Origin of the sequence: Rhizobium sp. P44RR-XXIV (genome assembly GCF_001999485.2) — a bacterium.
GTDB lineage: Bacteria > Pseudomonadota > Alphaproteobacteria > Rhizobiales > Rhizobiaceae > Rhizobium.
This window is the reverse complement of record NZ_MPVZ02000028.1, coordinates 1288516-1313737: the sequence shown is the minus strand read 5'-3', so window position 1 is coordinate 1313737 and position 25222 is coordinate 1288516. Positions and strand designations below refer to the sequence as shown.

Genomic DNA, 25222 nt, shown 5'->3' with positions numbered 1-25222 from the left:
CATCCCGTCTCATATCCGGTGATCCTCCACGGATGCCCAGATGAGAGAAAGCGTCGCCCATGTTACAATCAGGGCAAGCAGGATGATAAGGGGTGTGCTGACCCTGCGAGGGAAAATCGATTCCTCCGGCAGCACGGGTTTAACAAAGACAGCAAGATAGAGTGTTTTGCGAAGAGCCTCGGCAAGTACCGCGTCGTAATTCTTCTGCGAGCTCTCATACAGCTTCTCGGCGATCATGCGTTCGGTATCGAGTCTGGAATATTCCAGCAAGGCCTTCGCCAGGCTGGCATTTTCTGGCCCGGTCAATGCCGATTTCATCTTTTCGATCTGCGTGTCCAGACTGTCCTTGGCCAGGGTTAGCTGCTGATAGGTTGGAGAGTTCTCAGCGTTAGATTGCCGCATGACGAAAAGGCGTGTTTCAAATTCCATCTTCTGGGCCAGCAGGCCCGTGAGAAGCGTACCGCTGTCTTTTGCCTGCGTCTGTGGGCTGAGCAGTCCGGAGGCGTTTTGAAATTGATTAAGGGCAATGAGCGTGTCGCCGTAAGCCTTGCCGCTTTTCTCGACATCGGCCTTCATGCTTCGGACGATATCACTGCGTGCCCGCTCGGAGAGCTCGTTGATGAGCTTTTCGCTTTCATCGATGATGGCATCCGCGAGCTTTACGGAATCATCGGGTGCGAAAGTCCGGACCTTCAGCGTGATGATACCGGAGGTGACGTCGATATAAGCGGTGACGTGGTCGTTCCAGTATTTCAGGAATTCCTCGTCAGATTGGGAAGCGCGAAATCGCGTCAGGAAATCCGCATCCTGCTTTGTAAACATCGAGCGGTAGTCGAGTTTCGCGCCAATTCTTTTCAAGATTTCCGTGGAATGGATGAAGCTGGTTACAACATAGGCGTCCTGTGATGCCGAACGCATGTTGAGGGCATTGGTCGCTCCTCCGGCGCGGAGAGAATCGTCGCCGTCGCCGCTGGCTCCCGATACCGCTCGCACGGCAAAACGTGCTTCCGCTACATATTGGTCCGAGGCGATAAAGGCATAATAGAGCGAACTCGCCAAAAACGGCAGGATAACGAGCAGCAGGAAGCCCAGCAGCCTCAACGGCGGCTTGCCACCGGAGCGGGTTTCCGGTTTCGGTCCATCATGGACCGGCGTGTATTCGATTTCTTCAAGGTCGTTGCGCCCGCGTTGACTGGGCATCTTGCGTCGAAACAACGCCGGCAGGATGTACCGGCCGGGCTTAACCTGCGGAGAATCCTGAACTACCGCCTCTTCGATGACTGGTTTTGGCATGTCAGCTTGCAATCGTTTCCGGCAATTCAGACGTGGCTGGCTTCATCGCTTCACGCACGTAGTGATCGAAAATCAAATCTTCTTCAAGCATAAGCTCAGCAATATGCAATGAACGCAGCCGTGTCGCAATGTCTTCAAGTGCACTATGCCTTGGGGGCAAGGGGAAGTCATCGACCGAAATCCCGAGCAATTCGCCGACCGCATGCTGGAAATAAAGACTGTCAGTATCGCGCCCAACGATGGCAAAACGCGACAGCAGATCGATCGCTGTCGCTACATCGGCGCGCGTGACAGCCTGTTCAGGTATGGTCGTGGCAAGTTGACGGGTGACAGGCGAAACTATCACGTTTCTTACGTTTTGCGGTGCTTTCTTGAGAGCCATTTTGAGCGAGGTCTCGCTATCAAGAGTGACATCGGCAAAATGTTCCGCAGCGGGTGCGAGGATGATTTTGTCGCGATCGCCGAAGAAGGAGATTTGAGTTTTTGCCATTCGTTTCAGCAGGAATATTCGCAAGGCCAGTTCATAATATGGGTCCGTGAGCAGGACGATTGCCTTGAATCCCTTATCCAGAAACTCCTCGTAATTGCGCATGAGCAGGCGACCGCTGATGTAGATCGACTGGATGGCATTCAGATGAAAGGCTTGAAGCGTGGTCTCGTGGCCGAAACGCTCCACGGATGCGAGCTCATATTGGAAATGGCGGCCGCAGTGATAGTCGAACTTGACCATCGGCAGCAGCTGCGTTTCAAGCCGCACGACCTTCAGCGGAATTGTCGTCGACACCTGAGGTCGCCTATAGATCAATAGTCCGGATTTGGCGTCGTGGATCATCAGCGAACTACGTTCCACCAGATCGGGAATGATCGTCGTATCGAGCTTGAAACCGACGCGACCGTCTTCATGACGTCCTGAATCGATAACCGCCTGTTTGATCTGATCGCACGGCAGTATCATCAATTCACCGTCGGCATCCGACACCTTGATCTGCGGCTTATCGGAAAAGCCGTCGGGGATCAGGTAACCCTCGATCAAGTGCCCATGATCATATTCGAGGTTAAAGAGCACGGATATCCTCCGATGCCCCCATTCGGCATGGGCTGGGTCCCGATCGACGACCGAAATGCATCAAATTATCCACCGCGCCACTCAATGCATCGAGGCAGCTGTTGGCATCGTCTTTATCGAATTCCGGCATTCAGGCCTCATCACGCGATTTACGGGCCATCAGCGAAAAGCTTGGACCACCGGGATGGCTGAAATCCTCATCCCTGATGATGACGTCATCAAAGCCAAATTGGCGCAAGAGCATCAATATGTCGTCTCTGTGCATCCAAAAATGCCGGTCCTTCATGCCGCCACAGAAGGATGCATTCGCATTGGCATGATGGTAGCTGCGCTCGTAGTAGCGTACCGCAAGGCCTCCAACCATCCTTGTCTCAACCTTACCGCTGAACGGCAGCCAGCGCACGTCACCCTCAGGCATGGCTTCTTCGAGAACGAAATGGGTCCAGATGAAAACCGCTTTGGATCGCTTCGCCAGCAATCGAAGAAATTCGCCAGGATCCGCCATATGGTACAGGACGCCCGATGCTATGGTTAGGTCGTAAACACCATCCCGTTCCGCAAGCCATGACTGAATGTCGCCCAGCATAAACGCGGCATTGTTGATATTCAGAACCTGCCTGGTGACCAGGCAGCGGAGAAAGCAAAGACGATTTGCTTCGATCGCATCGATTTTCGCGGCGCCATGGCAATGCAGCATGTAGGTGTGCATACCCTCCAGAGGCCCAACCTCCAGAACGGTTTTGCCCTCGATCGAACCGAAAGTCTGCAACGCCCACGCAATGCGGTCATCCGCATAGAGAGGCAGATTTCCGGCGTTGAGGTTGAATTCGGGCGGGAAAGCGCAGTTCCAGCCCGGCAAGGCATCGATTGCGTTTTGCAGGCTTGGCATGCCTTGCTCGTATTGATCGAATATCTCCAGGGGGGTCTTCGACGGTTTCTTTTGCGAGCGTTTGGAAAAGCCGAGCATGGACGTAACCTTAATTCTCATCAGCCATTAGCCGATCTGAAGAAACTTGCGGGCCGAATTCAAACGGAAGCGCGGTTGCTTTCATCCGTTTTCAGCCTTGAACATAAATTCCGCAGTAAACTGGTGTATTTTGTGAACGTCCCCGACTCTTTGCCGAATGATCGGCGGCACTTTCCTGCAACAGCAGATCTGTTCCATCGGAGGCCGGGAAAGCTCCGTATACTCTGTTGTTGCCATTAACTGATTATCTCGCGGAAAGTCGATATTCGACAGCTTCTGATCGATGTGACCTGCCATCGCTGGCTAAAGTTCAGTTCGGGACGTGCAACCTTTATAGGCAATGGCGAGACGACGAAAGCCGGTTCGGCACGAATTGACGAAACATAAATTCGTTACTCGTGCAGACCGTTGTTAATGCTGTTATCCAGCGGTCATTTACCATAATTCTTAAAATTTTAATTAAAACCCTCAAGGAATACCCGCGTAAATTGCTTCGTTCGCATTTGATCCTTATACACGGGGAGGGTCGCGCGTTCATCCAACTCCCAAGTGTGTTAAGATGATCGCATGTGACTTTTTTGATTGTATTTGCAGTATTATGGGCTTGTTGTGAGACGTCCATTATGCTTTTCAAAGCATCGTTAGATTTAATATATACGATGTCGGTCCGAACCGTCGGGTAGTGCGGCAGCAAATGGGTTTGAGGTTGTTCAATTGATTCGTATTGGCGCCGTACTTTGTTGCCTTGTTTTGGCGGGGTGCAACTCCGTGTCGAGCGAGGGGCCGCTTGCTGGTGCGATAACCAAGGATGCGGGGCAATCCAGTGCCGAACTTGGCCGGCAGAATGCAGCGGTTTTCGATATTGTCGACATTGACAGCCGCAGCGCGCGGCTGGTTTCGGATTATGTTTCCTCCGCGTTCAATCGCCGGTTCGGCATCGGTGGTGGCGCCGCACCGGTCGTAATCGGCGTTGGCGACGCACTGAAGGTGACGATTTTCGAGGCCGGTGTTGATGGCCTCTTCTCCACGGCGCAATCTAAGCAAGTGTCGCTGGATATCGTCGTGCAGCCCGACGGAACTGCGGCCATCCCCTATGCTGGCTCCGTTCGATTCTCTGGAAAGACGCTCGATCAGGCCCGCAAGGCTATATTGGCGGCTTTGGCGACCAAGGCCGTCGAGCCTGATGTCATCGTGACGAGCATGGGAACGCCGTCGCGAACCGTCACCGTTTCGGGTTCGGTCGGCCGTCCTTCCATGGTTTCGCTGGACCTGACCAAGGAAAAGATTACCGAGGTGATCGCCAAGGCCGGCGGACCTTCGACGCAGCCTTACGAGACCTATGTCACGCTGGTTCGCGGCAACAGGACCGGGACGGCTTTGCTGAAGTCCATTATCGAGCATCCCTCCGAGGATATCTATGTCCAGCCGGGCGATCAGATTTTCCTCGTGCGTGATCCGAGAACCTTCACGCTGCTTGGTTCCGTGCGCGGAGACGGGCGCCTGGAATTTGGGGCTAACGATCTCAACCTTCTTGAGGCCGTTGCCCTGGGGCATGGCGCCATCGATGACTCGAGCAACGCCAAGGGCTTCTTCCTGTTCCGTTACGAGGAGCCGGATGTCGTCAGGAGCCTGCTTGGCCCGGTGCGATTCCAGGGGCTGTTGCGCAAGGGCATGGCGCCAGATTCCAAGGGGCGTTATCCGATCGTCTATCGTTTCGATATGTCCAATCCCGATAGCTTGATCGTTGGGCAGACTTTCCCGGTCAAGAGCCGTGACGTGATCTATGTGTCACGTCATCCCTCGGTTGATATTCGCAAGTTCCTGTCGATTGTCGGTGCGCCATTGGGTATCGCCGCCCAGGGAGCTGCGACAGCAACCATTCTGAGCCAATAATACCAACGGCAGAGGTTCCTTCGCCGGTAAACCTCTGTTTTCACCCGCATCGATGGATAGATGCCGACATCTGTATGGTCGTGACGGATCATGCCTTGTTGTTAAGATCGAATTGATCGCGAATTGATATGCGGGATGAAAGGGGAGCGCGACTTCCGCCTAAGGCGTTGGATATCATGGATTGCATCGGTTGCTGCGTTGCCGCATATTGACTGTACGCCCGGATTTTTTATCTATGACAACCAGAGATAATTATCGCGTGAACAGTTGATAGTGAAACTGGCCAGTTTGATACGACGCATTCTGTAGAAATATTGCCGAGAGATCATGACAGTTGAAATTATCGGACGCGCAAGCGTTGCACCTGGGGCCGGGTCGATCGAAGAGCTTCAGCTCGTCCTCAAGGAGGGGCGTTGTACTGTAAGCCGCATACCTGAGGGGCGCTGGGACTTGGCGCGCTTTTGGCATCCGGCTGTCGGCGTCCAGGGCAAGACCTATAGCTACGCCGCCGGCGTCATCGATAATATATATGGCTTCGATCCGGCGGTTTTCGGCCTTTCGCAGCGCGAAGCCATGCAGATGGATCCGCAGCAGCGGATTCTTCTAAATGTCGTTTGGCGCGCCTGGAAGATGCGAATTTGCCGATCGACGGCTTTGAGGGTCAGAAAGTCGGTGTCTATATCGGTGCTTCCTCTCTGGAGCACGGCAATCTGACACTCGAGGACCCAGCCTCCGGCAGCCCGTATTTTATGACGGGCAATACGCTGTCCATCGTTTCCAACCGTATCTCGCACATATTCGGGCTGCGCGGCCGAGCATGACGATTGATACCGCTTGCTCCTCGTCGCTGGTTGCTTTGGATCAGGCGGTGCGGTCGCTGGAATGTGGTGAGATCGATACGGCCATTGTCGGTGGTATCAACATTCTGCTCCACCCAATGTCCTTTGTCGGCTTTGCACAGGCACGCATGCTATCGCCCGAGGGGCTCTGCCGCGCTTATGACGATAACGGCCGCGGCTATGTCCGCGCGGAAGGCGGCGCGGCGATCGTGCTGCGGCGGACCGATGTCGCCCTGCGTGAAAAGGATCGCAGCTACGCCAGAATTCATGCCGTCGGCGTCAACTCGTCCGGGCGTACCAACGGCATTTCCATGCCGTCACGCGAGGCACAGGCCGCCCTGCTGCGTTCGATCTATGAAGGCCAGAATATAGACGTCAATCGTATCGCCTTCATCGAGGGTCACGGGACGGGAACAAAGGTCGGCGACCCTGCCGAGATCTGGGCGATCGGTGAAGTCATAGGGCGCAATCGCCGGGCGCCGGTGCCGGTAGGTTCGATCAAGACCAATATCGGCCATACCGAGCCGGCATCCGGTCTTTTCGGTCTGCTGAAGGCGATGATCTCGCTGGAGAACAATTTCCTGCCGGCGTCGCTGCATTTCGACAAGCCAAACGAAAATATCGACTTCGAAGGATTGAACGTCCGGGTCAACACCTCTGCGATCGAACTTCTCCCTGCAAAGCAGGCGCGCTTCGCCGGGGTCAATTCCTTCGGATTCGGTGGCACGAACGCTCATGTCGTCATCAGCGATCCCGATCCGATCGCGCCGCCCGAACCTCAAATTCGCGGCGAAGGGATGGTGTTTGCCGTCAGCGCCCAGACCGCTTCGGCACTTTCGGCGCTGCTTGAAGATTATAGAAGACGTCTTGAGAATGCCGAGCCAAAGGAAGCTCGACAGATCGTCGTGTCCGCCGCAGCCAACCGTGAACCGATGCGTCACCGCTTCGCCGCGCGCGCCAAGGACAGCGCGGCTGTGCTTGCCGCAATCGATGCGCATCTTGCCGGAAAGAATTCGGTCGGCGAAGCCGGCGAGGCGCCGGCACAGGCGGCCAAGATCGCCTTTGTCTTTTCCGGCAACGGCTCGCAATGGGCAGGCATGGGCGTCGGCGCCTATCAGGAAAATCGCCATTTCCGCCAGTGCTTTCAGTCTTTCAGCGCACTTTTTGAATATTATCTGGGCGAAAAGCTCACGGATCTTCTGGTTGCTCCGGATCTTTCCGCACGGCTGGCCGATACCAAGATTGCGCAACCCTTATTGTTCGCGGTCCAGGCTTCGCTTTCGGATTGCTTGTGGGCCTTGGGCGTAAGGCCCGATGCCGTCCTCGGTCATTCCGTGGGCGAAATCGCTGCTGCCTATGCCGCCAAGGCGCTGACGGCTGCCGAAGCTGTCGCCATCGTCGCCAAACGTTCGCTGCATCAGGATCTTCTCGCTGGTGAAGGCAAGATGGCGGCCGTTGTTCTCAACGAAGACGCGGCGCTTGCCTTCGCGCGATCCAATGGCCTCGACAGCATCTGCATTGCCGCGATCAATGCCCCGAATTCGGTGACGATTTCCGGTCCAGTCAGCGAGATAGAAGCATTCAGGGACGCTGCGCGCAAAGCCCATATCGTCGCGCATGTCCTCGACATCAATTATCCTTTTCACCATCCGATCATCGATCGCGCCAAGGATGCGTTCCTTGCAGATCTGCCCGATGTGGCGCCGGATGACGGGGCAGGGACCTTCATCTCCACGGTGACGGGCGAACTGCGCGACGGACGTTTGCTGGATGCGCAATATTGGTGGCGTAATGTGCGCGACCCCGTGCTGTTCAAGGCCGGCTGCCAGGCTGCGATGGCGATGGGGTGCAATCTCTTCATCGAGATGTCTCCACGCCCGATCCTGACCAATTACATAGCGGAAATTGCAAAGCAGGCCTCGATCCAGGTTATCGCCATACCGACTTTGCCGCGCGAGGCTGCGATCGCCGGTCACGATCCGGTTTCGCAATCATTTGCGCGCGCGGTTGCCAATGGCGCGCCGGCGCTGCGGGCAAGGGGCAGCGCCGCGCGCAACGCATTCGTCAATCTGCCGCCGCTGCCATTCGAGTTGGTCGAATTGCGCACCCAACCGACAAGTGACGAGATCGATATTTTCGGCCGCGATCGCAAAAGCGCATACAGCTTGCTCGGTTGGCGAACCGACCCCAATGGTTCGAGCTGGAAAAACCATCTCGATGCCCAGCTGTATACCGACCTTGCGGAGCATGTGGTCGATGGCAAGGCAATCATGCCGGGCAGCGGTTTCATCGAGATCGCCGTCACCGCCGCGCAACAATATTATGGCGCGGATGAGGTTGAAATCGGCAATATCGAGATCGTCCGGCCGCTTGAGCTGCGCCAGGACCGCATGGTGGAATTGTCGACGATCCTCTCGCCTGAGACCGGAGATCTGGAGATCCGGTCACGCGAACGTCTGAGCCATGATGACTGGACCATCCACGCCGTCGCGCGCTGCCGCAAACCGCTTGAGTCCGAGAGCTTTGGCAACGGTTTCGAACCATCGAGCAAGGCGCGCAAATCCGTCCTGACCTCCGAGATGGCCTATGAAACGGCGGAGCGTTTCGGACTGCATTATGGTCCGGGCTTCCAACTGCTGTCGAAGGCCGTTGCCTATGGTCATGACGCAATCGAAGTGGACCTGAAGCCGGCGGCTGCTCCTTCTAATCCCTTTGGGACCTATAACCTCAACCCCATGTCGGTCGATGCGGCGTTTCATGGGCTTGTTGCCCTCTTCGACCAGCTTTCCGGCGACGAAACCGGCGCGCCCTATATACCGGTTCACTTCGGCACGGTGCGGATTTTTGGTAAGGCAAGATCGATCGTCAAGGCTCTCATTGAGATCGATCGGTTCAGCGCGAATTCGATCAAGGCGCGTTTCAGCCTGTTCGATGCAGGCGGCGAGCGGATCGCAGCGCTGGACGATTGCCGCTTCCGCCGCACCCAGCTACGCCGCCGTGCAACGCTCGATTCCGTCGCGTTTCACTATGAAAGTATCCCGTCGAGCCTCTTCGCGCGCCGATCGAATGCGGATATGCGCCCGTCCGATGTCTCGGCCTTGCCAGGCGTGGGCGCGGACCATTCGCCCAACAATGCGACCCTGCTTCTTGACGCCGCGATTTACCGGGCATGCCATGATATCGCCCTCGCGGCTGCCGAGCGCCGCAGCACTGTTTCGTTTTCCGACCTCCCGGGTGATCCTGACTTCAGGCCTTTCCTGGTCAATTGCCTCTATATTCTCGAAGATGCCGGCATAGCCTCTGCAACGGGGAGCGAATGGAATATCCCGACGGAAGCGACGCTGCCGCCGGTTGCGGAACTGCTGCAGGAAATTTATCGCGAGGATGCCGGCCGGGTCGCCGAGGCCGTTCTCGTCAACAATGCGTATCATGAGACACTTGAGCGCTTGGCGGCCATGCGACCGCACGCCCTGGGACAAGAGCCATCGGTATCCAGCCCGAATCTGCCTGGGGGCGCGACGCTGGAACATGTGCTCGTTCAATCCCCGCTGAGCGAAAGACGGCTTGAGATCCTGGCGGAGGCTCTTGCGGCTTCCATCGAAGCCAATCCGGGCGTCATCCGGCATATTGTCGAGATTGGCTCGGTATCGACGGCTTTCAGCCGCAGACTGGCCGAAATTGCAACAGCGATAGGTTCCAGCCTCACTATTGCCGAGCCTCGCGAGCAGATGCGTCGTTCGCTCGAGATTGCTTTCGAACGCGACGCGAACGTCATCGTGACCGAGCCTGCCAAGCTGGCTGATCGCACCGTCGCGGATATTCTTGTTGCAACCGGCGACCAGAGCCGGCATCTGCTGCGGCATGATGATGGCACCCAGGCCATGGTCCGCGCCGTTGCGATCCGTGGCGGTCAGTTGCTGCTGGCCGATCGTGCGCCGAGCGCCTTCAATGATTTTGTTTTCGGCCTGTCGGAAGGATGGTTCGAGGATAGCCAGTCGCCGGAATTTCCGGTGGGACGGCTCGGTACGAAGCAACAGGTCGAGGATCTGCTTGCCGCACTGGGCTTTGCCAAAGTCCAGCTGCGCGAACTGGCGTTTCCGGAAGGTACGTTGATTGCTGGGTCGGCCATCGCTGAACCGCAGTCTGAAGCGACCGACCGGATGGAAATTGCGGAGCCGGTGCTGATCCTGTCCGAGCAGGGCAAGAAGGGCATGGGCGGCCTGAATGGACGAGCCGCCGTTGTCGACATCGGTTCATCGTCCGTCGATATCGCGGAAGTGTTAGAAGCATTCGACCGAAATTCGTGTGGGATCGTCTATATCGCCAATGCGAAGCGCGATCGCGACACGACCGAACTCTCGCTGTCTCGCCTTTCGATCTTCACCGAACTGGCAAATACACTATCGCGCAATAACAATGGTGCGAGGAGCAGGCTGGTTATCGTCGCGCCAGGTGGCTCGCCATTGTCCAGCGGACCCGTCGATGTCGCCAATGCCGGCCTCTGGGCTTTCGCGCGCGTCCTTCAAAACGAATACGACGCTTTCGATGTGCACCTGGCGGATGTCGATGCGGAGGACAAGCGGGCATTCGCTGTCGTCGAGACCATATTGGCCGCAGAGACCGACAATAGGGAATGGGCACTGGATCGCTCGACTGGAGAAATTCGGGAGATCCGGGCGGCTGCCGGCCCCTTCGTCGCCAGCGAGACGAACCGGCATGACTTTGCCGCCGCCACCATCCGCCAGCACGCAAGCGGTCGCCTCGACAGCATGGCCTGGGAGGAAACAAAGCTTCCGGTGCCCGAGGAGAGTGAGGTCGTTGTCGCCGTTGAAGCCACCGGCCTCAATTTTCGCGATGTCATGTGGGCGATGGGCCTTCTGCCGGAAGAGGCATTGGAGGACGGCTTTGCCGGTGCCACGATCGGTATGGAATTTGCCGGGCGGGTCCATGCCGTGGGAGATGCAGTCAGGGATCTGCAGCCCGGCGACAAGGTGATGGGTATCGGCCCTGCCGCCTTCTCCACGCATGTTCGCGTCCGCCGTGATGGCGTGACCAGGTTGCCGGAGAAGATGGAGACCACTGCAGCGGCCACGGTGCCGGTTGCTTTCCTGACGGCCTATTACGCCATGGTCGAGCTTGGCCGCATCCAGCCGGGTGAAACCATCCTGATCCATGGAGCGGCCGGCGGCGTCGGCCTCGCAGCGCTTCAGATCGCAAAGCTGAAGGGCGCCAGGGTCATTGCCACCGCAGGCACGGTCGAGAAGCGCCGCTTCCTCGAGACGCTCGGGGCGGACCATGTGCTTGATTCCCGCTCTCTGGATTTCGTCACCGGTGTTCGCCGTATAACGCGTGGCGAGGGTGTCGATCTCGTTCTCAACTCGCTCTTCTCCGAAGCGATGGAGCGCAGCATCGAACTGGTCAAGCCATTCGGGCGCTTCCTGGAGCTTGGCAAGCGCGACTATTATTCCGATCGCAAGATCGGCCTGCGGCCTTTCCGGCGCAATGTCAGCTATTTCGGCATCGATGCCGATCAGTTGCTGGTCAATGTGCCCGACCTGACGCGGCGGATCTTCGCGGAAATCGGTCAGCTCTTCGCGGACGAAAAACTGACGCCCCTGCCATATCGTGCCTTCGGCTATGATGAGATCGGCAACGCCTTCAGGCTGATGCAGAATGCTGGCCATATCGGCAAGATCGTCGTGCGGCCACCCGTTGCCGGAAGCGATAGCGTGCTGCCTGCGCCGGCGAAATCACTTCGATTTGATGCCAAGGGCACTTTCCTGGTCGTTGGCGGCATTGGCGGTTTCGGACTTGCCGCCGCCGATTGGCTTGTCTCCAAGGGTGTGCGCCGCATTGCGCTGTGCTCTCGCCGGGGTATAGCCGACGCTGAAACGAAGAAGGCGGTGGGCGAGTGGGCGAAGCGGGGCGTTGTGGCGACGCTGCATGCCTGTGATATCGCCGACGAAAAGGTAGCCGGAGCGCTGCTTGCCTCGCTTCGAGCCGAGGGCGGGCTGAAGGGCATCATTCACGCCGCCATGGTTCTGGACGATGCGCTCCTTGCCAATCTGACGCCGGAGCGCAATCGGCCCGTTCTCGAGGTCAAGATACGCGGTGCCGAGATCCTCGATCGCTTGACGCGACAGGATCAGCTGGAGCTCTTTTTGCTGTTCTCGTCGGCCACGACTATGCTCGGCAATCCCGGCCAGGCGAATTATGTCGTGGCAAACGGCTATCTGGAAGGCCTGGCGCGTGCGCGGCGCGCAGCCGGCAAACCTGCCCTGGCCGTCGGTTTTGGCGCGATTGCGGACAAGGGCTTCCTCGCCCGTCATGGCGAAATCAACGAATTGCTGTCCAAACGTATCGGCAAGACGGCTCTGAAAGCCCGCGATGCTTTGGAGCAGGTCGAGCGCTATATCCTGGCAGACAAGGGCAATGTCGACGCCGCAGCTGTCATGATTGGCGAAATCGATTGGAATGCGGTTCGTTTGTTGCCGATCGCAAGCCGGTCGCTGTTTGAGCCGCTGATGCGCCATGCCGGCAGCCACCAGTCGCTGAACGAAGGCGATACCATCGATCTCAGGGAACTGATCAAGGGCAAGTCGGAAGAAGAGGCGCAGGCAACACTTCACGCGCTCGTCGCATCCGAGATTGCTGCGATCCTACGCGTGACCGAAGACACGGTGACACCGGACAAGGTGTTGAAGGACATCGGCCTCGATAGCCTGATGGCCATGGAACTCGGCATGAGCTTTCAGCAGAAGACGGGCTTCGATATACCCTTGAGCGGCGTAGGTGAGGGCACTACCGTCAGTGACGTGGTGAGCCGCTTGCGTGACCGCGTCATGAATCGCGGTGGCGACGAAGCGGATGGCGCTTCGGCGAGCGAAGATCAGGTGGTCGAACGTCTGGCCCGCAGCCATACTGCGGAGCAGGAAAAAAGGGTCGCCAAGTAATGACGCAAGATGCCAATGATGGCAGCCCGGCGGAGCAGAAGAAAAGCAATCTGCTGGAACAGATGCGCCGCGTCGGCGAATCTTCCGGGCGCAATCGCGCCGAGCGCCTGAACAGGCAGTCTCTGCCTCAGCAACGTCAGGCGATCCGCTTTGAAGATCTGCCGGAATACAAGCGCGTTGCGACGCAACGGATAGCCGGCGAGATGCTGGGCGTCGCCAATCCCTTTTATCGTTCGCACGATATTGCCGCCGGCGCGACGACACGCATCGGCGGGCGCGACTTCGTCAACTTCGCTTCCTATGACTATCTGGGCACAAATACGGACCCGCATGTCGCGGCGAGCGCCAAGGAGGCCATCGATCGATTCGGAATTTCCGCCTCCGCCAGCCGCCTGGTTGCCGGCGAACGGCCTGGGCATGTGGAGCTGGAGCAGAAACTTGCCGGCATCTACGGGGTCGATGCCGCGGTTTGCTTCGTCAGCGGCTATCTGACCAATGTGGCGGCGATCGCCTGTCTCATGGGGCCGCAGGATCTGGTGATCCACGACGAGTTCATTCACAACAGCGCATTGGCTGGCATCAAGCTTTCAGGCGCCGTGCGTCGGCTGTTCAAACACAATGATGTCGAGAATCTCGAGAGCACCCTGAAGACGCTGTCATCGGATTTCCGGCGTATCCTTGTTATCGTCGAAGGCATATATTCGATGGATGGTGACGTGGCCGACTTGCCGGCTCTGCTGGAATTGAAGGCGCGTCATGGTTTCTGGCTGATGGTCGACGAAGCCCATGCGCTCGGCATCCTCGGGAAGACAGGCCGTGGAACCTTCGAACATTTCGGGCTCGATCCGCGCGACGTCGATATCTGGATGGGTACCCTGTCGAAGACGACTTCGAGCTGTGGCGGTTACATCGCCGGCAACAACGCGCTTGTCGATATCTTGAAGGCGGAAGCGGGCGGCTTTGTCTACAGCGTCGGTCTGTCACCCGTCCTTGCCGCCGCGGCAATTGCAGCGCTTGATATCCTTCAATCCGGGTCAGAACGAACCGAGCGCCTCAGGCGCAACGGCCACCTGTTTCTCGAATGCGCCAAGGCGGCGGGCCTCGATACCGGCCTCAGCGTCGGTCATTCGGTCGTGCCTGTCATTGTCGGCGATTCGCTTCGCGCGGCGCAGCTTTCGAACGATCTGTTGGCGGAAGGCATCAATGTGCTGCCCATCATCCATCCGGCCGTGCCGGAGGGCATGGCACGCCTCCGCTTCTTCATCACCTGCGATCACACGGAGGAGCAGATCCGCCGTGCGGTTGCGTTGACCGCGGCGAAGCTCAAGAGTTTGCAGGACAGGAATTTCGGCCTGGCATCGCTTGATATGGATAAGATGATGCAGTTGCTGCCGACAATCCAGACATCGAGCGGCAGGCCGTAACATCCGGGTGGGGGTTCATGCACGTTATCGTCACCGGAGGCTCCAGCGGAATTGGTTTGGCGATCGCGACGCTTTATGCGAGTCGTGGCGATCATGTATCTCTTCTTGCCCGTCATCCAGGACGATTGGAGCAGGCGCAAGCCCAGATCGACGCGCTCCCGGGAATCGATAGCTCCCGCATTCAAATCGCATCGGTCGACGTGGCCTCCGCCGCACAGGTCTCGTCAGCGATCGAGAGCTGTGAAGCATCGTTCGGGCCATGCGATATTCTGATCGCGTCCGCCGGCATTGTCGAACCCCGGACATTCGACGCCATGCCGGCATCTGTCTTCGATGAACAGATTTCGATCAATCTGCTTGGAACTGCAAATGTGGTGCGCGCGGTCTACAAGGGTATGAAGAGCCGCCGTGACGGCAAGATCATGATGATCTCGTCCGGTGCCGCCTTGATCGGTATTTTCGGTTATACCGCCTATTGTGCGTCCAAATCCGCATTGGGCGGCTTCGCAGAGGCGTTGAGCGCCGAGGCAGCGGCTTACGGCATCCGCGTTTCAGTCTGCTTCCCGCCCGATACGCAGACGCCGCAATATCGGCGCGAACTCTTGATGCGGCCGCCTGAAGCAGCGGCGCTCATGGGCTCGGTCAAGCCGTGGAGTGCGGAGGCGGTGGCGGCAAAGATCGTTGGCGGGATCGATCGGGGCAGGGCGAAGATCCACTTTGGGTTTTCGTTGACCATGCTCGCTTATTTGGGGCCTCTGATAAAGCCATCACTGATATGGTGGGTCTCGCGAAAAACGCGAAAAAACATTGGGAAAGAGACAAGCGAAAGTCTTGCCGAAAGTTCGGATCGACGATTTGATCATGGTAAGTAATACAAAGCAGTTGTCGCTGTTGCGCTTCCTGCGAAACATCGGCAGGAGAAGGTGAGTCAGGGAGTTGGCTGCCCGTTCCCGGCGGGCGAAGAAAACGCTGTCACGGACAGCGAATAATGGGTGGCGTAGTTTTGAAGCTTCATGATTTTCCGGTTCTCTTGACGCTTGCAGGCTTCGCGTTTTCCTGCGTCGTGGTGTTCCTGACCGATACCTTCGCGATGCCGGCAGCCATCAATGCGCAGAATCGTATAGAGAGAAGCTGGTGGCGCACAATTTGCGACTGGGCAGTCAGAATCCCTGTGATCCTGCTGATCTATGCCGCCTTCTTCGCAATTTCCTGGCGCCCCATCTACAGCACGCAGGCCGTCATCAGCTTCTTTGTCATCTTCACCGGCATCTCGCGCGCCAAGTTTGAATTCATCCGAGAGCCCCTGGTGTTCTCTGACATCGCTCTCGTTGTCGACGTCTTCAAGTACAAGGAAATTTTCTACGCGACCTCGCTGAATATCGTCTTCTGGGTGATCGCCTTCGCTTATGTGTTCGGCCTAAGCGGCCTCTACATGTATTGGGAACCATCTGTTCTGCCGGCGCACAATGATTTCTTTTGGGTGCTGGTGATGTTGGCCGTCGCCTTCGCGCCGTGGCTTGCTCTGTTCAGCAGGATTGTCAGCGAACCGGTTTGCCGGTTCACGCAGAGGTATCTCGGCAAGGTCGACGTCAAAGTGGATACGGTGCGATTCGGCACCTTCGCCTCGGTGGTCTTTCATTTCGTCATCTGGGTTGGCGTCAGACGCGAGGCGATCGTCGCGGAGCTGTCGGGGCGTTTTATCTCGGCATTGCAGGAGCTTTGGGAGCAGGGCGACGACGAGCCGCTCATCGTCATCTGGCAATCCGAGTCCTTCATCGATCTCCGGCATTTCGGCGTCGAGAACGTCAAGCTCCCCAATCTCGACCGGCTGCGCGATCAGGCCGCTCAGTGGGGCCGGATGACCAGCGTTTTCGAAGGGGGCTACACGCTGCGCACCGAATTTGCGGTGCTGAGCGGGCTGTTACCCGAAAATGTGCATATCGATGCGAGCTATCCCTATTTGCGCGCCAGCCATTACAAGGATGTCGTCTGGCCGGCGCGGCTCAAGAAGGCGGGATGGAAGACGCAGTTCATTCACCCCTATGACAAGACCTTCTTCCTGCGCCACAAGGCTTTGCCCCAGCTCGGCTTCGACCGGATGATGATGCTGGATGAATTCGATCACAATCCAGAGCGGGATGGTCCCTATGTCAGCGACCTCACGCTGACGAAAAGCGTGATTCGCGCGATCGACGAAGATGGTCCGAACAAGAATTTCGTCTTTGTCGCCTCCATGGCGAATCACGGCCCGTGGGAGCACGGTCGCTGCGGCGATCTGGTCAATCCGGTGGATATTTACGGTGAGCTCTTGATGCGCGCCGATCATGCGCTCGGCAATCTCGCCCATCATCTCGACAGGCTGGATCGCCCGGTCTGGCTCTTGTTTTACGGCGATCATGCGCCGTTGCTCAAGGCCTTCGCCGATCCGTTCCCCGATCCGCGCACCGATTATGTCATCGTGCCGCTGGGGAGGGCTCGCGCCCATTCGCAAAAGCCGACGCCGCAGCAGGAAGAGGCGCCCTGGAATCTCATCGGCACCATGCTGCGTTATGCGGGGTTGAGCACCGAGGTTTCGGAGTGATGACAGAGGGGAAGGGGGAGGGAGACGGAGACGGTTCTCCCCGCGTGTTCCTCTTCCTTCAGGGACCATCCTCGTCCTTGTTCCTAGATACCGCCAGAGCGCTGCGGGCAGCTGACGGCCGATGCCTCCGCATCAACCTGAATGCCGGAGACTGGATCTCCTGGCGGACAGATGGTGTTCTCAATTATCGGGGCAATTTCACCGATTGGCGCGACTACATCAGGCAGCGAATCGAGACAGAGAACGTCACGGACTTGATTCTGCATGGCGAGGAGCGTCCCTATCATCGCGTTGCCATCGAAGAGGCGCACCGGCTGGGCGTCTGTGTCAGCGTCGTGGAGATGGGATATTTGCGGCCGGACTGGGTGACGCTCGAGCGTGATGGGCTGTCTTCCAACTCACATTTTCCGGCGGATCCGGCCTATATCATCCAGGCGGCCGCGAATCTGCCGGAGCCGGACTGGACGCGGCGCTTCAGCCAGACGTTCCTCGCCGAAGCGCTCTATGACCTGCTCTATTATCTGCCGACGGTTTTTCTTTGGTTTCTCTATCCCGGCTACCGGCGGCATGGGCTTTATCATCCGCTGATGGAATATGCCGGTTGGCTTCGCAAACTTCCCTTTGGCGGGAGGCGGGCACACGAGGCGGCGGGGGTGATCGAGAGGATGATCGGCGATGGGCGGCGATTCTTTGTCTACCCCTTGCAGCTCCAGACGGATTATCAGCTGCGTTCGCACTCCCCCTTTCATCGACAAGAGGATGCCATAAGGCTGATTCTGCGATCCCTAGCGGGGAATGCAGCACCCGAGACGCATCTCGTCGTCAAATTGCATCCGCTCGATTGTGGGCTCGTCGATTGGAGGGCCTATATTGCCCGCCTCAGTGCCTCCCTGGGCCTGCCAGACCGTGTTCATGTCATCGATGGCGGAAGCCTGGATAGATTGATTGCTGCAAGCCGGGGGATGGTGACGGTCAATTCCACCGCGGCACTTTCGGCTCTACAGGCCGGCAAGCCGGTGAAAACTCTGGGCGTCGCGGTCTATGATGTAGAAGGGCTTACCGACCAGCAGCCCTTGGATCGATTCTGGCAGGACCCGGTGCTGCCGTCAGCCGAGCTTCGCGGCGCATTTTTGCGGCTGCTTGCCTCGAGCGTGCAGCTACGCGGCAATTTCTGCTCTAGAGCAGGTGCAGACGCCGCGGCCAAGCAGATTGCCGAAAGATTGCTGTCACGAACGGTCAACCTGCCCGGCGCCTTCATCGATCCCCTGCCTCGGCAAAAGCCGGCAAAGATCGATGTTCCATAGCCGCCCGATACGACGCATCTCGATATGAGCGCTGCAAAGGGAATCAGCGGCTCATTTTTGGGAGTGTCAGGCAAGCCGATGACCGTGAAATTGACATTGCGGCTGCATATATGTGGAATTGTACCGAACCTGATGCGCCGATTCGACGTTGGGATAGACAACACATCACTGTTTGCGGGGAGCAAACGTCATGGATGGCGGTAAGATGGAAAGATTTATGCTGAAAGAGCTGCTGATGATCATAGCGGCTCTCGTGCTCGTTTCCGTGGTGCTGCTGGGGATCGTCATCACCGGTAACTATTGAGCGGCCGCCGCAATCGCAGGCGTCTTCCACATCCAGCGCTAAACCGGTGTTGATCAGCAAATATTCTCAATCAGGATGGTTTTGAGAATGGTGGGCGATGAGAGACTCGAACTCCCGACATCCTCGGTGTAAACGAGGCGCTCTACCAACTGAGCTAATCGCCCTTCTGCAAACCGGGATATTCGCCCGCCGCATTCGGTGGCCGTGATCTATGCGGAACGACGAAAAACCGCAAGAGTGTTTGTGAAGTTTTTTTGATTTTTTTGATCTTTGAACAGTTTCGGCCGCCACTATCCCCATGCGCAGATCCGAGGGCAGGGCGATTTTCACAGCGCATGTAAGGCTCTGATGAAATGCGCAAGGCGGGACGCTGCTATGTCAAATCGGAAGGGCGGAAATTGGGCTCGAGCTTGTCCAAAACAATTTTCGCTCTGTCATCGATTTGTATTCAAACCTGCTTGACACCCAAACGCGAACCCCGTAGTTAGCCGCTCATCGAACGGCGAGGCCGCTTTGATGGGTGCGGAAGCGTCCAGAATGCTTGAAATGAAATGCGGGTGTAGCTCAGTTGGTTAGAGTGCCGGCCTGTCACGCCGGAGGTCGCGGGTTCGAGCCCCGTCACTCGCGCCATTTCAAGGCAAATCTGGACTTTGTACTCGGCTGAAAGGCCAAACAATGCGCGGGTGTAGCTCAGTCGGTTAGAGTGCCGGCCTGTCACGCCGGAGGTCGCGGGTTCGAGCCCCGTCACTCGCGCCATTCTTTCCCAAGCCATTACAATCAATCATCAATTTATTGCGATTGCGAAAGGCCCTTTTCGCGTTTGCGCCGATTTGTCGCGATGCCGTCGCAACATATTGATATCTACCGCTCGACAGTACTCCAAACGACCGATTCAAAAGGCTTGCGCCCGCGCTCCGGCTGCGCTAACCACGGCTTTGTTGCAACACTCTTTCGCTTGCTTGGGCATTTGCTCAGATGCGCCGCCCCGGCGCTGATCGCAGGCAGGGATGGACATGATGACTGGACTGCTCAGTTCCTATATTCCGATAGCGATTTTCATTGGTATTGCCTTGGTGATTGGCCTGGCGTTGTTGATCACGCCGTTTGCCGTCGCTTTCAAGGCGCCTGATTCCGAAAAGCTCTCGGCCTATGAATGCGGCTTCAACGCATTCGATGACGCCCGCATGAAGTTCGATATCCGCTTCTACCTGGTATCGATTCTCTTCATCATCTTCGACCTGGAAGTCGCCTTCCTCTTCCCCTGGGCCGTATCCTTCGGTGCGATCGGCTGGTTCGGGTTCTGGTCGATGATGGTGTTCCTCGCGGTGCTGACCATCGGCTTTATCTATGAATGGAAGAAGGGAGCCCTGGAATGGGAGTAGCCCCAAGCAACACGCCGCTCGTGGCGCCGCAGCCGAAGGGGATCATCGATCCTGCAACCGGTCGGCCCGTTGGCAGCAACGATCCGTTCTTCGGCGAGATCAACAATGAGCTCGCCGACAAGGGCTTTCTGGTCACCTCGACCGACGAGCTGATCAACTGGGCCCGTACCGGCTCGTTGATGTGGATGACTTTCGGTCTCGCATGCTGCGCCGTCGAGATGATGCAGGTTTCGATGCCGCGTTACGACGTCGAGCGTTTCGGCTTTGCGCCCCGCGCTTCGCCGCGTCAGTCCGACGTTATGATCGTCGCCGGTACGCTGACCAACAAGATGGCTCCCGCGCTCCGCAAGGTCTACGACCAGATGCCTGAGCCGCGTTATGTCATCTCGATGGGATCCTGCGCCAACGGCGGCGGCTACTACCATTATTCCTATTCGGTTGTGCGTGGATGCGATCGCATCGTGCCGATCGATATTTACATACCGGGCTGTCCTCCCACGGCAGAAGCGCTGCTTTACGGCGTGCTCCTGCTGCAGAAGAAGATCCGGCGCACCGGCACGATCGAACGGTAAGGCAGGGGACAAGGCATTATGAGTGAAGCCCTGAACGAACTCGCCGCTTACCTCACGGAAGTTCGCAGCGCCCTGATCTCCTCGAGCGAGATCAAGTACGGCGAACTGAACGTGACGACGACGGCCGAAAACGTTATCGGACTGCTGACCTTCCTGCGTGACGATGCCAAGTGCGGCTTCGTCAACATGACGGATATCTGCGGTGTCGACTGGCCGCAGCGTGCTGACCGTTTCGATGTTGTCTATCATCTGCTGTCGCCGAAGAAGAACCTGCGCATTCGCGTCAAGGTTCCCGTCGGCGAGGATCAGCCTGTGCCGTCGGCCTGTGGCATCTATCCCGGCGCTGATTGGTTCGAGCGCGAAACCTGGGACATGTACGGTGTTCTCTTCACCGGCCATCCGGATCTGCGCCGCATCCTGACCGACTACGGTTTCGAAGGCCATCCGCTGCGCAAGGATTTCCCGACCACCGGTTTCGTGGAAGTTCGCTATGACGACGCTGCCAAGCGCGTTGTCTACGAGCCTGTGGAACTGAAGCAGGAATTCCGCAACTTCGACTTTCTGTCTCCCTGGGAAGGCACGGACTACGTGCTGCCGGGTGACGAAAAGGCGAAGGCATAATTTGAAGGTGTGTGGTGGGCTTCGGCTTGCCATTCTCTGAATATCTGACAACGCGAGCATCGCCGCCATGACAGAACATAACGTTCGCAACTTCAACATCAATTTCGGCCCGCAGCATCCGGCCGCGCACGGCGTTTTGCGTCTTGTCCTCGAATTGGACGGCGAAATTGTGGAGCGCGTCGATCCGCATATCGGCCTGCTGCATCGCGGCACGGAAAAGCTGATCGAGACCAAGACCTATCTGCAGGCAGTTCCTTATTTCGATCGCCTCGACTACGTCGCGCCGATGAACCAGGAGCATGCCTATGCGCTGGCCGTCGAGAAGCTGCTCGGCATCGATATCCCGATCCGCGGCCAGTTGATCCGTGTGCTCTATTCGGAAATCGGCCGTATCCTGTCGCATCTCCTGAACGTCACCACGCAGGCCATGGACGTCGGCGCGCTGACACCGCCGCTCTGGGGCTTCGAAGAGCGCGAAAAGCTGATGGTGTTCTATGAGCGTGCCTCCGGCTCGCGCATGCATGCCGCTTACGTGCGTCCAGGCGGCGTTCACCAGGATCTTCCGGAAAAGCTCGTGCAGGATATCGGCGATTGGTGCGATCCCTTCCTGAAGGCGCTCGACGATATCGACGATCTTTTGACCGGCAACCGTATTTTCAAGCAGCGTAACGTCGATATCGGCGTGGTCTCGCTCGAAGACTGTTGGGCCTGGGGCTTCTCCGGCGTCATGGTTCGTGGCTCGGGTGCCGCATGGGACCTGCGCAAGTCGCAGCCCTACGAATGCTATTCCGATCTCGAGTTCGACATTCCGATCGGCAAGAACGGCGACTGCTACGACCGTTACCTCATCCGTATGATTGAAATGCGTGAGTCCGTCCGCATCATGAAGCAGTGCGTCAACCGCCTGCTCGGCGATGCGAAGACCGGACCGGTCTCGTCGCTGGACGGTAAGGTCGTACCGCCGAAGCGTGGTGAAATGAAGCGCTCGATGGAAGCCTTGATCCACCATTTCAAGCTTTACACCGAAGGCTATCACGTGCCGGCGGGCGAAGTTTACGCAGCCGTCGAAGCGCCGAAGGGCGAATTCGGCGTCTACCTTGTCTCCGACGGCTCCAACAAGCCTTACCGCTGCAAGATCCGTGCGCCGGGCTATGCGCATTTGCAGGCCATGGATTTCATGTGCCGCGGCCATCAGCTTGCCGACGTTGCCGCAGTTCTCGGTTCGCTCGACATCGTGTTCGGTGAGGTGGATCGTTGATGCGAACCTGGCAGGTCGTCATTCCCGCCCTTTTGCTCGCTTGCAGTGCTTCGGCACAGCAGGCGAGCAGCGCCCAGAGCTTACCCAACATGAATATGCAGGGTTCGAAAGCAACGGGTGGAAACACTGCAAAAAGCGGAAATGCCGTCTCGCCAAGCGCAAATTCCACCATGGCTGAGCTGCTCTCAAGCGGTTATCAAATCAAGGCCGCTGTGCCGAATGGCGGTAAGTTTGTTGTATTTATGCAGAAAGACCAGTCGGCTTACGCCTGCGAATTTTCGTCTCTGACGGATACGCGGTGTGGGTCCTTAAACTGAGATAGGCGTGAAAGATGTCCGTTCGTCGACTAGCTGAAGATCAATTCCAACCAGCCGCCTTCGCCTTCAACAAGGAGAATTCGGTTTGGGCGGAAAAGACGATCAAGAAATACCCCGAGGGCCGCCAGCAGTCCGCCATCATTCCGTTGATGATGCGCGCGCAGGAGCAGGATGGCTGGGTCACCAGGGCGGCTATCGAAACGATAGCCGACATGCTGGATATGGCCCATATCCGCGCGCTCGAAGTCGCGACCTTCTACACGCAGTTCCAGCTGCATCCTGTCGGCACGCGCGCCCATGTTCAGGTTTGCGGCACGACGCCCTGCATGCTGCGCGGCGCGGAAGGGCTGATCAAGGTCTGCAAGAGCAAGATCAATGCACACGCCTTCGATCGCAATGCCGACGGCACGCTGTCCTGGGAAGAAGTTGAATGTCAGGGCGCCTGCGTCAACGCACCGATGGTGGTGATCGGCAAGGATACCTACGAGGATCTGACGCCGGCACGTCTCGAAGAGATCATCGACGCGTTCGCGGCAGGCAAGGGCGGAGAAGTTCCGACAGGCCCGCAGATCGATCGCGTGTTCTCCGCGCCGGAAGGCGGATTGACGTCGTTGACATCAGAAGAGCCGAAGGCAAAGAGCACGCCGGCCAAGGCCAAAGCCGACGCCGCTGCTGTTTCGGTCCCGCCGTCCGAAGCGGCGCGCGTGAAGAGCACGGATGCCGAAACCAACCAGAGCCTGAAGACGCCTGCGACCGCGCCGGCCGAAGCGGCGAAGAATGCCAAATCTGCGGAAGCGCAGCCGGCGGCAGGGGAGAAGGCCGAGGCGACGCAAAAGCCGTCACTGACGGACAAGAACCGTCCTGCCGGCATCGAGAAGCCCGCGCAGCCGGACGATATCCAGCTCATTTCCGGCGTTGGCCCGAAGATCGAGTCAATCCTGCACGAGTTGGGCATCTTCACCTTCGCGCAGATTGCGAGCTGGAAGAAGGCCGAGCGCGAATGGGTCGATGGCTACCTGAATTTCAAAGGTCGGATCGAACGCGACGATTGGATCAAGCAGGCCAAGGCACTCGCTAAGGGTGGCGAAGCAGAATATATCAAGGTCTTCGGCAAGAAGCCGCGGTAAGAGGTGAAGCATGTTACAAGATCAAGATCGCATCTTTACCAATATCTACGGCCTCAAGGATAAGTCCCTGAAAGGCGCGATGTCGCGCGGCCATTGGGACGGCACCAAGCAGATCCTCGAAAAGGGTCGTGACTGGATCATCAACGAGATGAAGGCTTCCGGCCTTCGCGGTCGCGGCGGCGCAGGCTTCCCGACCGGCCTCAAGTGGTCCTTCATGCCGAAGGAAAGCGACGGGCGTCCGCATTATCTCGTGGTCAATGCCGACGAGTCCGAGCCGGGCACCTGCAAAGACCGCGATATCATGCGCCACGATCCACACACGCTGATCGAAGGCTGCGTCATCGCCGGTTTCGCCATGGGCGCAAACACCGCTTATATCTACGTTCGCGGCGAATATATGCGCGAACGTGAAGCCCTGCAGGCGGCAATCGACGAATGCTACGATGCCGGACTCCTCGGCAAAAACAACAAGTTGGGCTGGGATTATGATGTTTACGTTCATCATGGCGCCGGTGCTTACATCTGCGGCGAGGAAACCGCGCTGCTCGAAAGCCTGGAAGGCAAGAAGGGCCAGCCGCGCCTGAAGCCGCCATTCCCGGCCAACATGGGTCTCTACGGCTGCCCGACGACCGTCAACAACGTCGAGTCGATCGCCGTTGCTCCGACGATCTTGCGTCGCGGTGCCGGCTGGTTCTCCTCCTTCGGCCGTCCGAACAATGTCGGCACCAAGCTGTTCATGCTCTCCGGTCACGTCAACCGTCCCTGCACGGTCGAGGAAACCATGGGCATTACCTTCCGTGAACTGGTTGACAAGCACGCCGGCGGCATTCGCGGCGGCTGGGATAACCTGCTTGCCGTCATTCCCGGCGGTGCGTCGTGCCCGATCGTACCGGCGGCTGACATTATCGACTGCCCGATGGATTTCGACGGTCTGCGTGAAGTCAAGTCGTCCTTCGGCACCGCCGCTGCCATTGTCATGGACAAGTCGACCGACGTTATCAAGGCGATCGCCCGCATCTCGGCCTTCTTCAAGCACGAGAGTTGCGGTCAGTGTACGCCGTGCCGCGAAGGAACGGGCTGGATGTGGCGCGTTCTGGAGCGTATGGCACGCGGCAATGCGCAGAAGCGCGAGATCGACATGCTCTTCCAGGTGACGAAGCAGATCGAAGGTCACACCATCTGTGCGCTCGGTGACGCAGCCGCATGGCCGGTGCAAGGTCTGATCCGCAACTTCCGCCCGGAGATCGAAAAGCGTATCGATCAGTATACGGCCAACGCGACGAGCCACGGTGCAGTGCTGGAAGCAGCGGAGTAAGGATTG

15 protein-coding genes, 3 tRNA genes and 1 pseudogene are annotated in these 25222 nt (G+C 57.9%); 15 read left to right on the top strand and 4 right to left on the bottom strand.

The features are described from left to right. Positions 1-9: 9 nt before the first annotated feature. The 3 genes from BSK43_RS23590 to BSK43_RS23580 all read right to left on the bottom strand — a co-directional run bounded on the left by BSK43_RS23590 (position 10) and on the right by BSK43_RS23580 (position 3326). Positions 10-1305 (bottom strand): capsule biosynthesis protein, encoded by a 1296-nt coding sequence (locus tag BSK43_RS23590; protein ID WP_246662658.1) that lies wholly within the window; start codon positions 1303-1305, stop codon positions 10-12. Beyond that, positions 1295-2272, bottom strand: coding sequence for a hypothetical protein (locus BSK43_RS23585; RefSeq protein ID WP_246662657.1), 978 nt, complete (start codon positions 2270-2272; stop codon positions 1295-1297). Before BSK43_RS23585 ends, BSK43_RS23590 begins: the two co-directional genes overlap by 11 nt. Before the next feature lie 217 nt (positions 2273-2489). Next, positions 2490-3326 (bottom strand): class I SAM-dependent methyltransferase, encoded by an 837-nt coding sequence (locus BSK43_RS23580; RefSeq protein WP_077470115.1) that lies wholly within the window; start codon positions 3324-3326, stop codon positions 2490-2492. Between the two features lie 714 nt (positions 3327-4040). Between BSK43_RS23580 and BSK43_RS23575 the strand changes: the two genes are divergently transcribed. The 6 genes and pseudogenes from BSK43_RS23575 to BSK43_RS23550 all read left to right on the top strand — a co-directional run bounded on the left by BSK43_RS23575 (position 4041) and on the right by BSK43_RS23550 (position 18320). Then, a complete protein-coding gene (locus BSK43_RS23575; protein WP_077470117.1) occupies positions 4041-5219 on the top strand; it encodes a polysaccharide biosynthesis/export family protein in 1179 nt (392 codons plus the stop codon). Between the two features lie 327 nt (positions 5220-5546). Beyond that, positions 5547-13011, top strand: a pseudogene (locus tag BSK43_RS23570) (beta-ketoacyl synthase N-terminal-like domain-containing protein). Further along, on the top strand, positions 13011-14435 hold the full coding sequence (locus BSK43_RS23565) for an aminotransferase class I/II-fold pyridoxal phosphate-dependent enzyme (protein WP_077470118.1): 1425 nt from the start codon (positions 13011-13013) through the stop codon (positions 14433-14435). Before BSK43_RS23570 ends, BSK43_RS23565 begins: the two are co-directional and overlap by 1 nt. A 17-nt stretch (positions 14436-14452) precedes the next feature. Next, positions 14453-15307 (top strand): SDR family oxidoreductase, encoded by an 855-nt coding sequence (locus BSK43_RS23560; protein ID WP_077470119.1) that lies wholly within the window; start codon positions 14453-14455, stop codon positions 15305-15307. A 116-nt stretch (positions 15308-15423) separates the two neighbouring features. Beyond that, complete coding sequence (locus BSK43_RS23555; protein WP_077470120.1) at positions 15424-17016, top strand: sulfatase-like hydrolase/transferase; 1593 nt, start codon at positions 15424-15426, stop codon at positions 17014-17016. After that, the gene (locus tag BSK43_RS23550) at positions 17016-18320 is read left to right on the top strand and encodes a capsular biosynthesis protein (RefSeq protein ID WP_077470121.1); all 1305 of its coding nucleotides are present in this window, start codon (positions 17016-17018) and stop codon (positions 18318-18320) included. The genes BSK43_RS23555 and BSK43_RS23550 overlap by 1 nt, the downstream gene beginning before the upstream one ends. Before the next feature lie 392 nt (positions 18321-18712). Here BSK43_RS23550 and BSK43_RS23545 read toward each other — a convergent pair. Beyond that, positions 18713-18788: transfer RNA gene (locus BSK43_RS23545), tRNA-Val, on the bottom strand. A gap of 389 nt (positions 18789-19177) precedes the next feature. Between BSK43_RS23545 and BSK43_RS23540 the strand changes: the two genes are divergently transcribed. The 9 genes from BSK43_RS23540 to nuoF all read left to right on the top strand — a co-directional run bounded on the left by BSK43_RS23540 (position 19178) and on the right by nuoF (position 25216). After that, positions 19178-19254 (top strand) — tRNA-Asp (locus tag BSK43_RS23540). 49 nt (positions 19255-19303) lie between these two features. After that, positions 19304-19380, top strand: a tRNA-Asp gene (locus BSK43_RS23535). Between the two features lie 260 nt (positions 19381-19640). Next, on the top strand, positions 19641-20006 hold the full coding sequence (locus tag BSK43_RS23530) for an NADH-quinone oxidoreductase subunit A (protein WP_034489570.1): 366 nt from the start codon (positions 19641-19643) through the stop codon (positions 20004-20006). After that, positions 19997-20578: an NADH-quinone oxidoreductase subunit B gene (locus BSK43_RS23525; RefSeq protein ID WP_077470122.1), complete on the top strand. Its 582-nt coding sequence runs from the start codon at positions 19997-19999 to the stop codon at positions 20576-20578. The genes BSK43_RS23530 and BSK43_RS23525 overlap by 10 nt, the downstream gene beginning before the upstream one ends. Before the next feature lie 18 nt (positions 20579-20596). Beyond that, on the top strand, positions 20597-21199 hold the full coding sequence (locus BSK43_RS23520; protein WP_077470123.1) for an NADH-quinone oxidoreductase subunit C: 603 nt from the start codon (positions 20597-20599) through the stop codon (positions 21197-21199). A 67-nt stretch (positions 21200-21266) separates the two neighbouring features. After that, positions 21267-22457, top strand: a complete 1191-nt coding sequence (locus tag BSK43_RS23515) for an NADH-quinone oxidoreductase subunit D (RefSeq protein WP_068385901.1) — start codon at positions 21267-21269, stop codon at positions 22455-22457. A 95-nt stretch (positions 22458-22552) separates the two neighbouring features. Continuing rightward, positions 22553-22774, top strand: coding sequence for a hypothetical protein (locus tag BSK43_RS23510; protein ID WP_077470152.1), 222 nt, complete (start codon positions 22553-22555; stop codon positions 22772-22774). Positions 22775-22788: 14 nt separating this feature from the next. Continuing rightward, a complete protein-coding gene (locus BSK43_RS23505) occupies positions 22789-23901 on the top strand; it encodes an NADH-quinone oxidoreductase subunit E (RefSeq protein WP_077470124.1) in 1113 nt (370 codons plus the stop codon). A gap of 10 nt (positions 23902-23911) precedes the next feature. Continuing rightward, positions 23912-25216, top strand: coding sequence for an NADH-quinone oxidoreductase subunit NuoF (nuoF, locus tag BSK43_RS23500; RefSeq protein WP_068385907.1), 1305 nt, complete (start codon positions 23912-23914; stop codon positions 25214-25216). Positions 25217-25222: the final 6 nt, after the last annotated feature.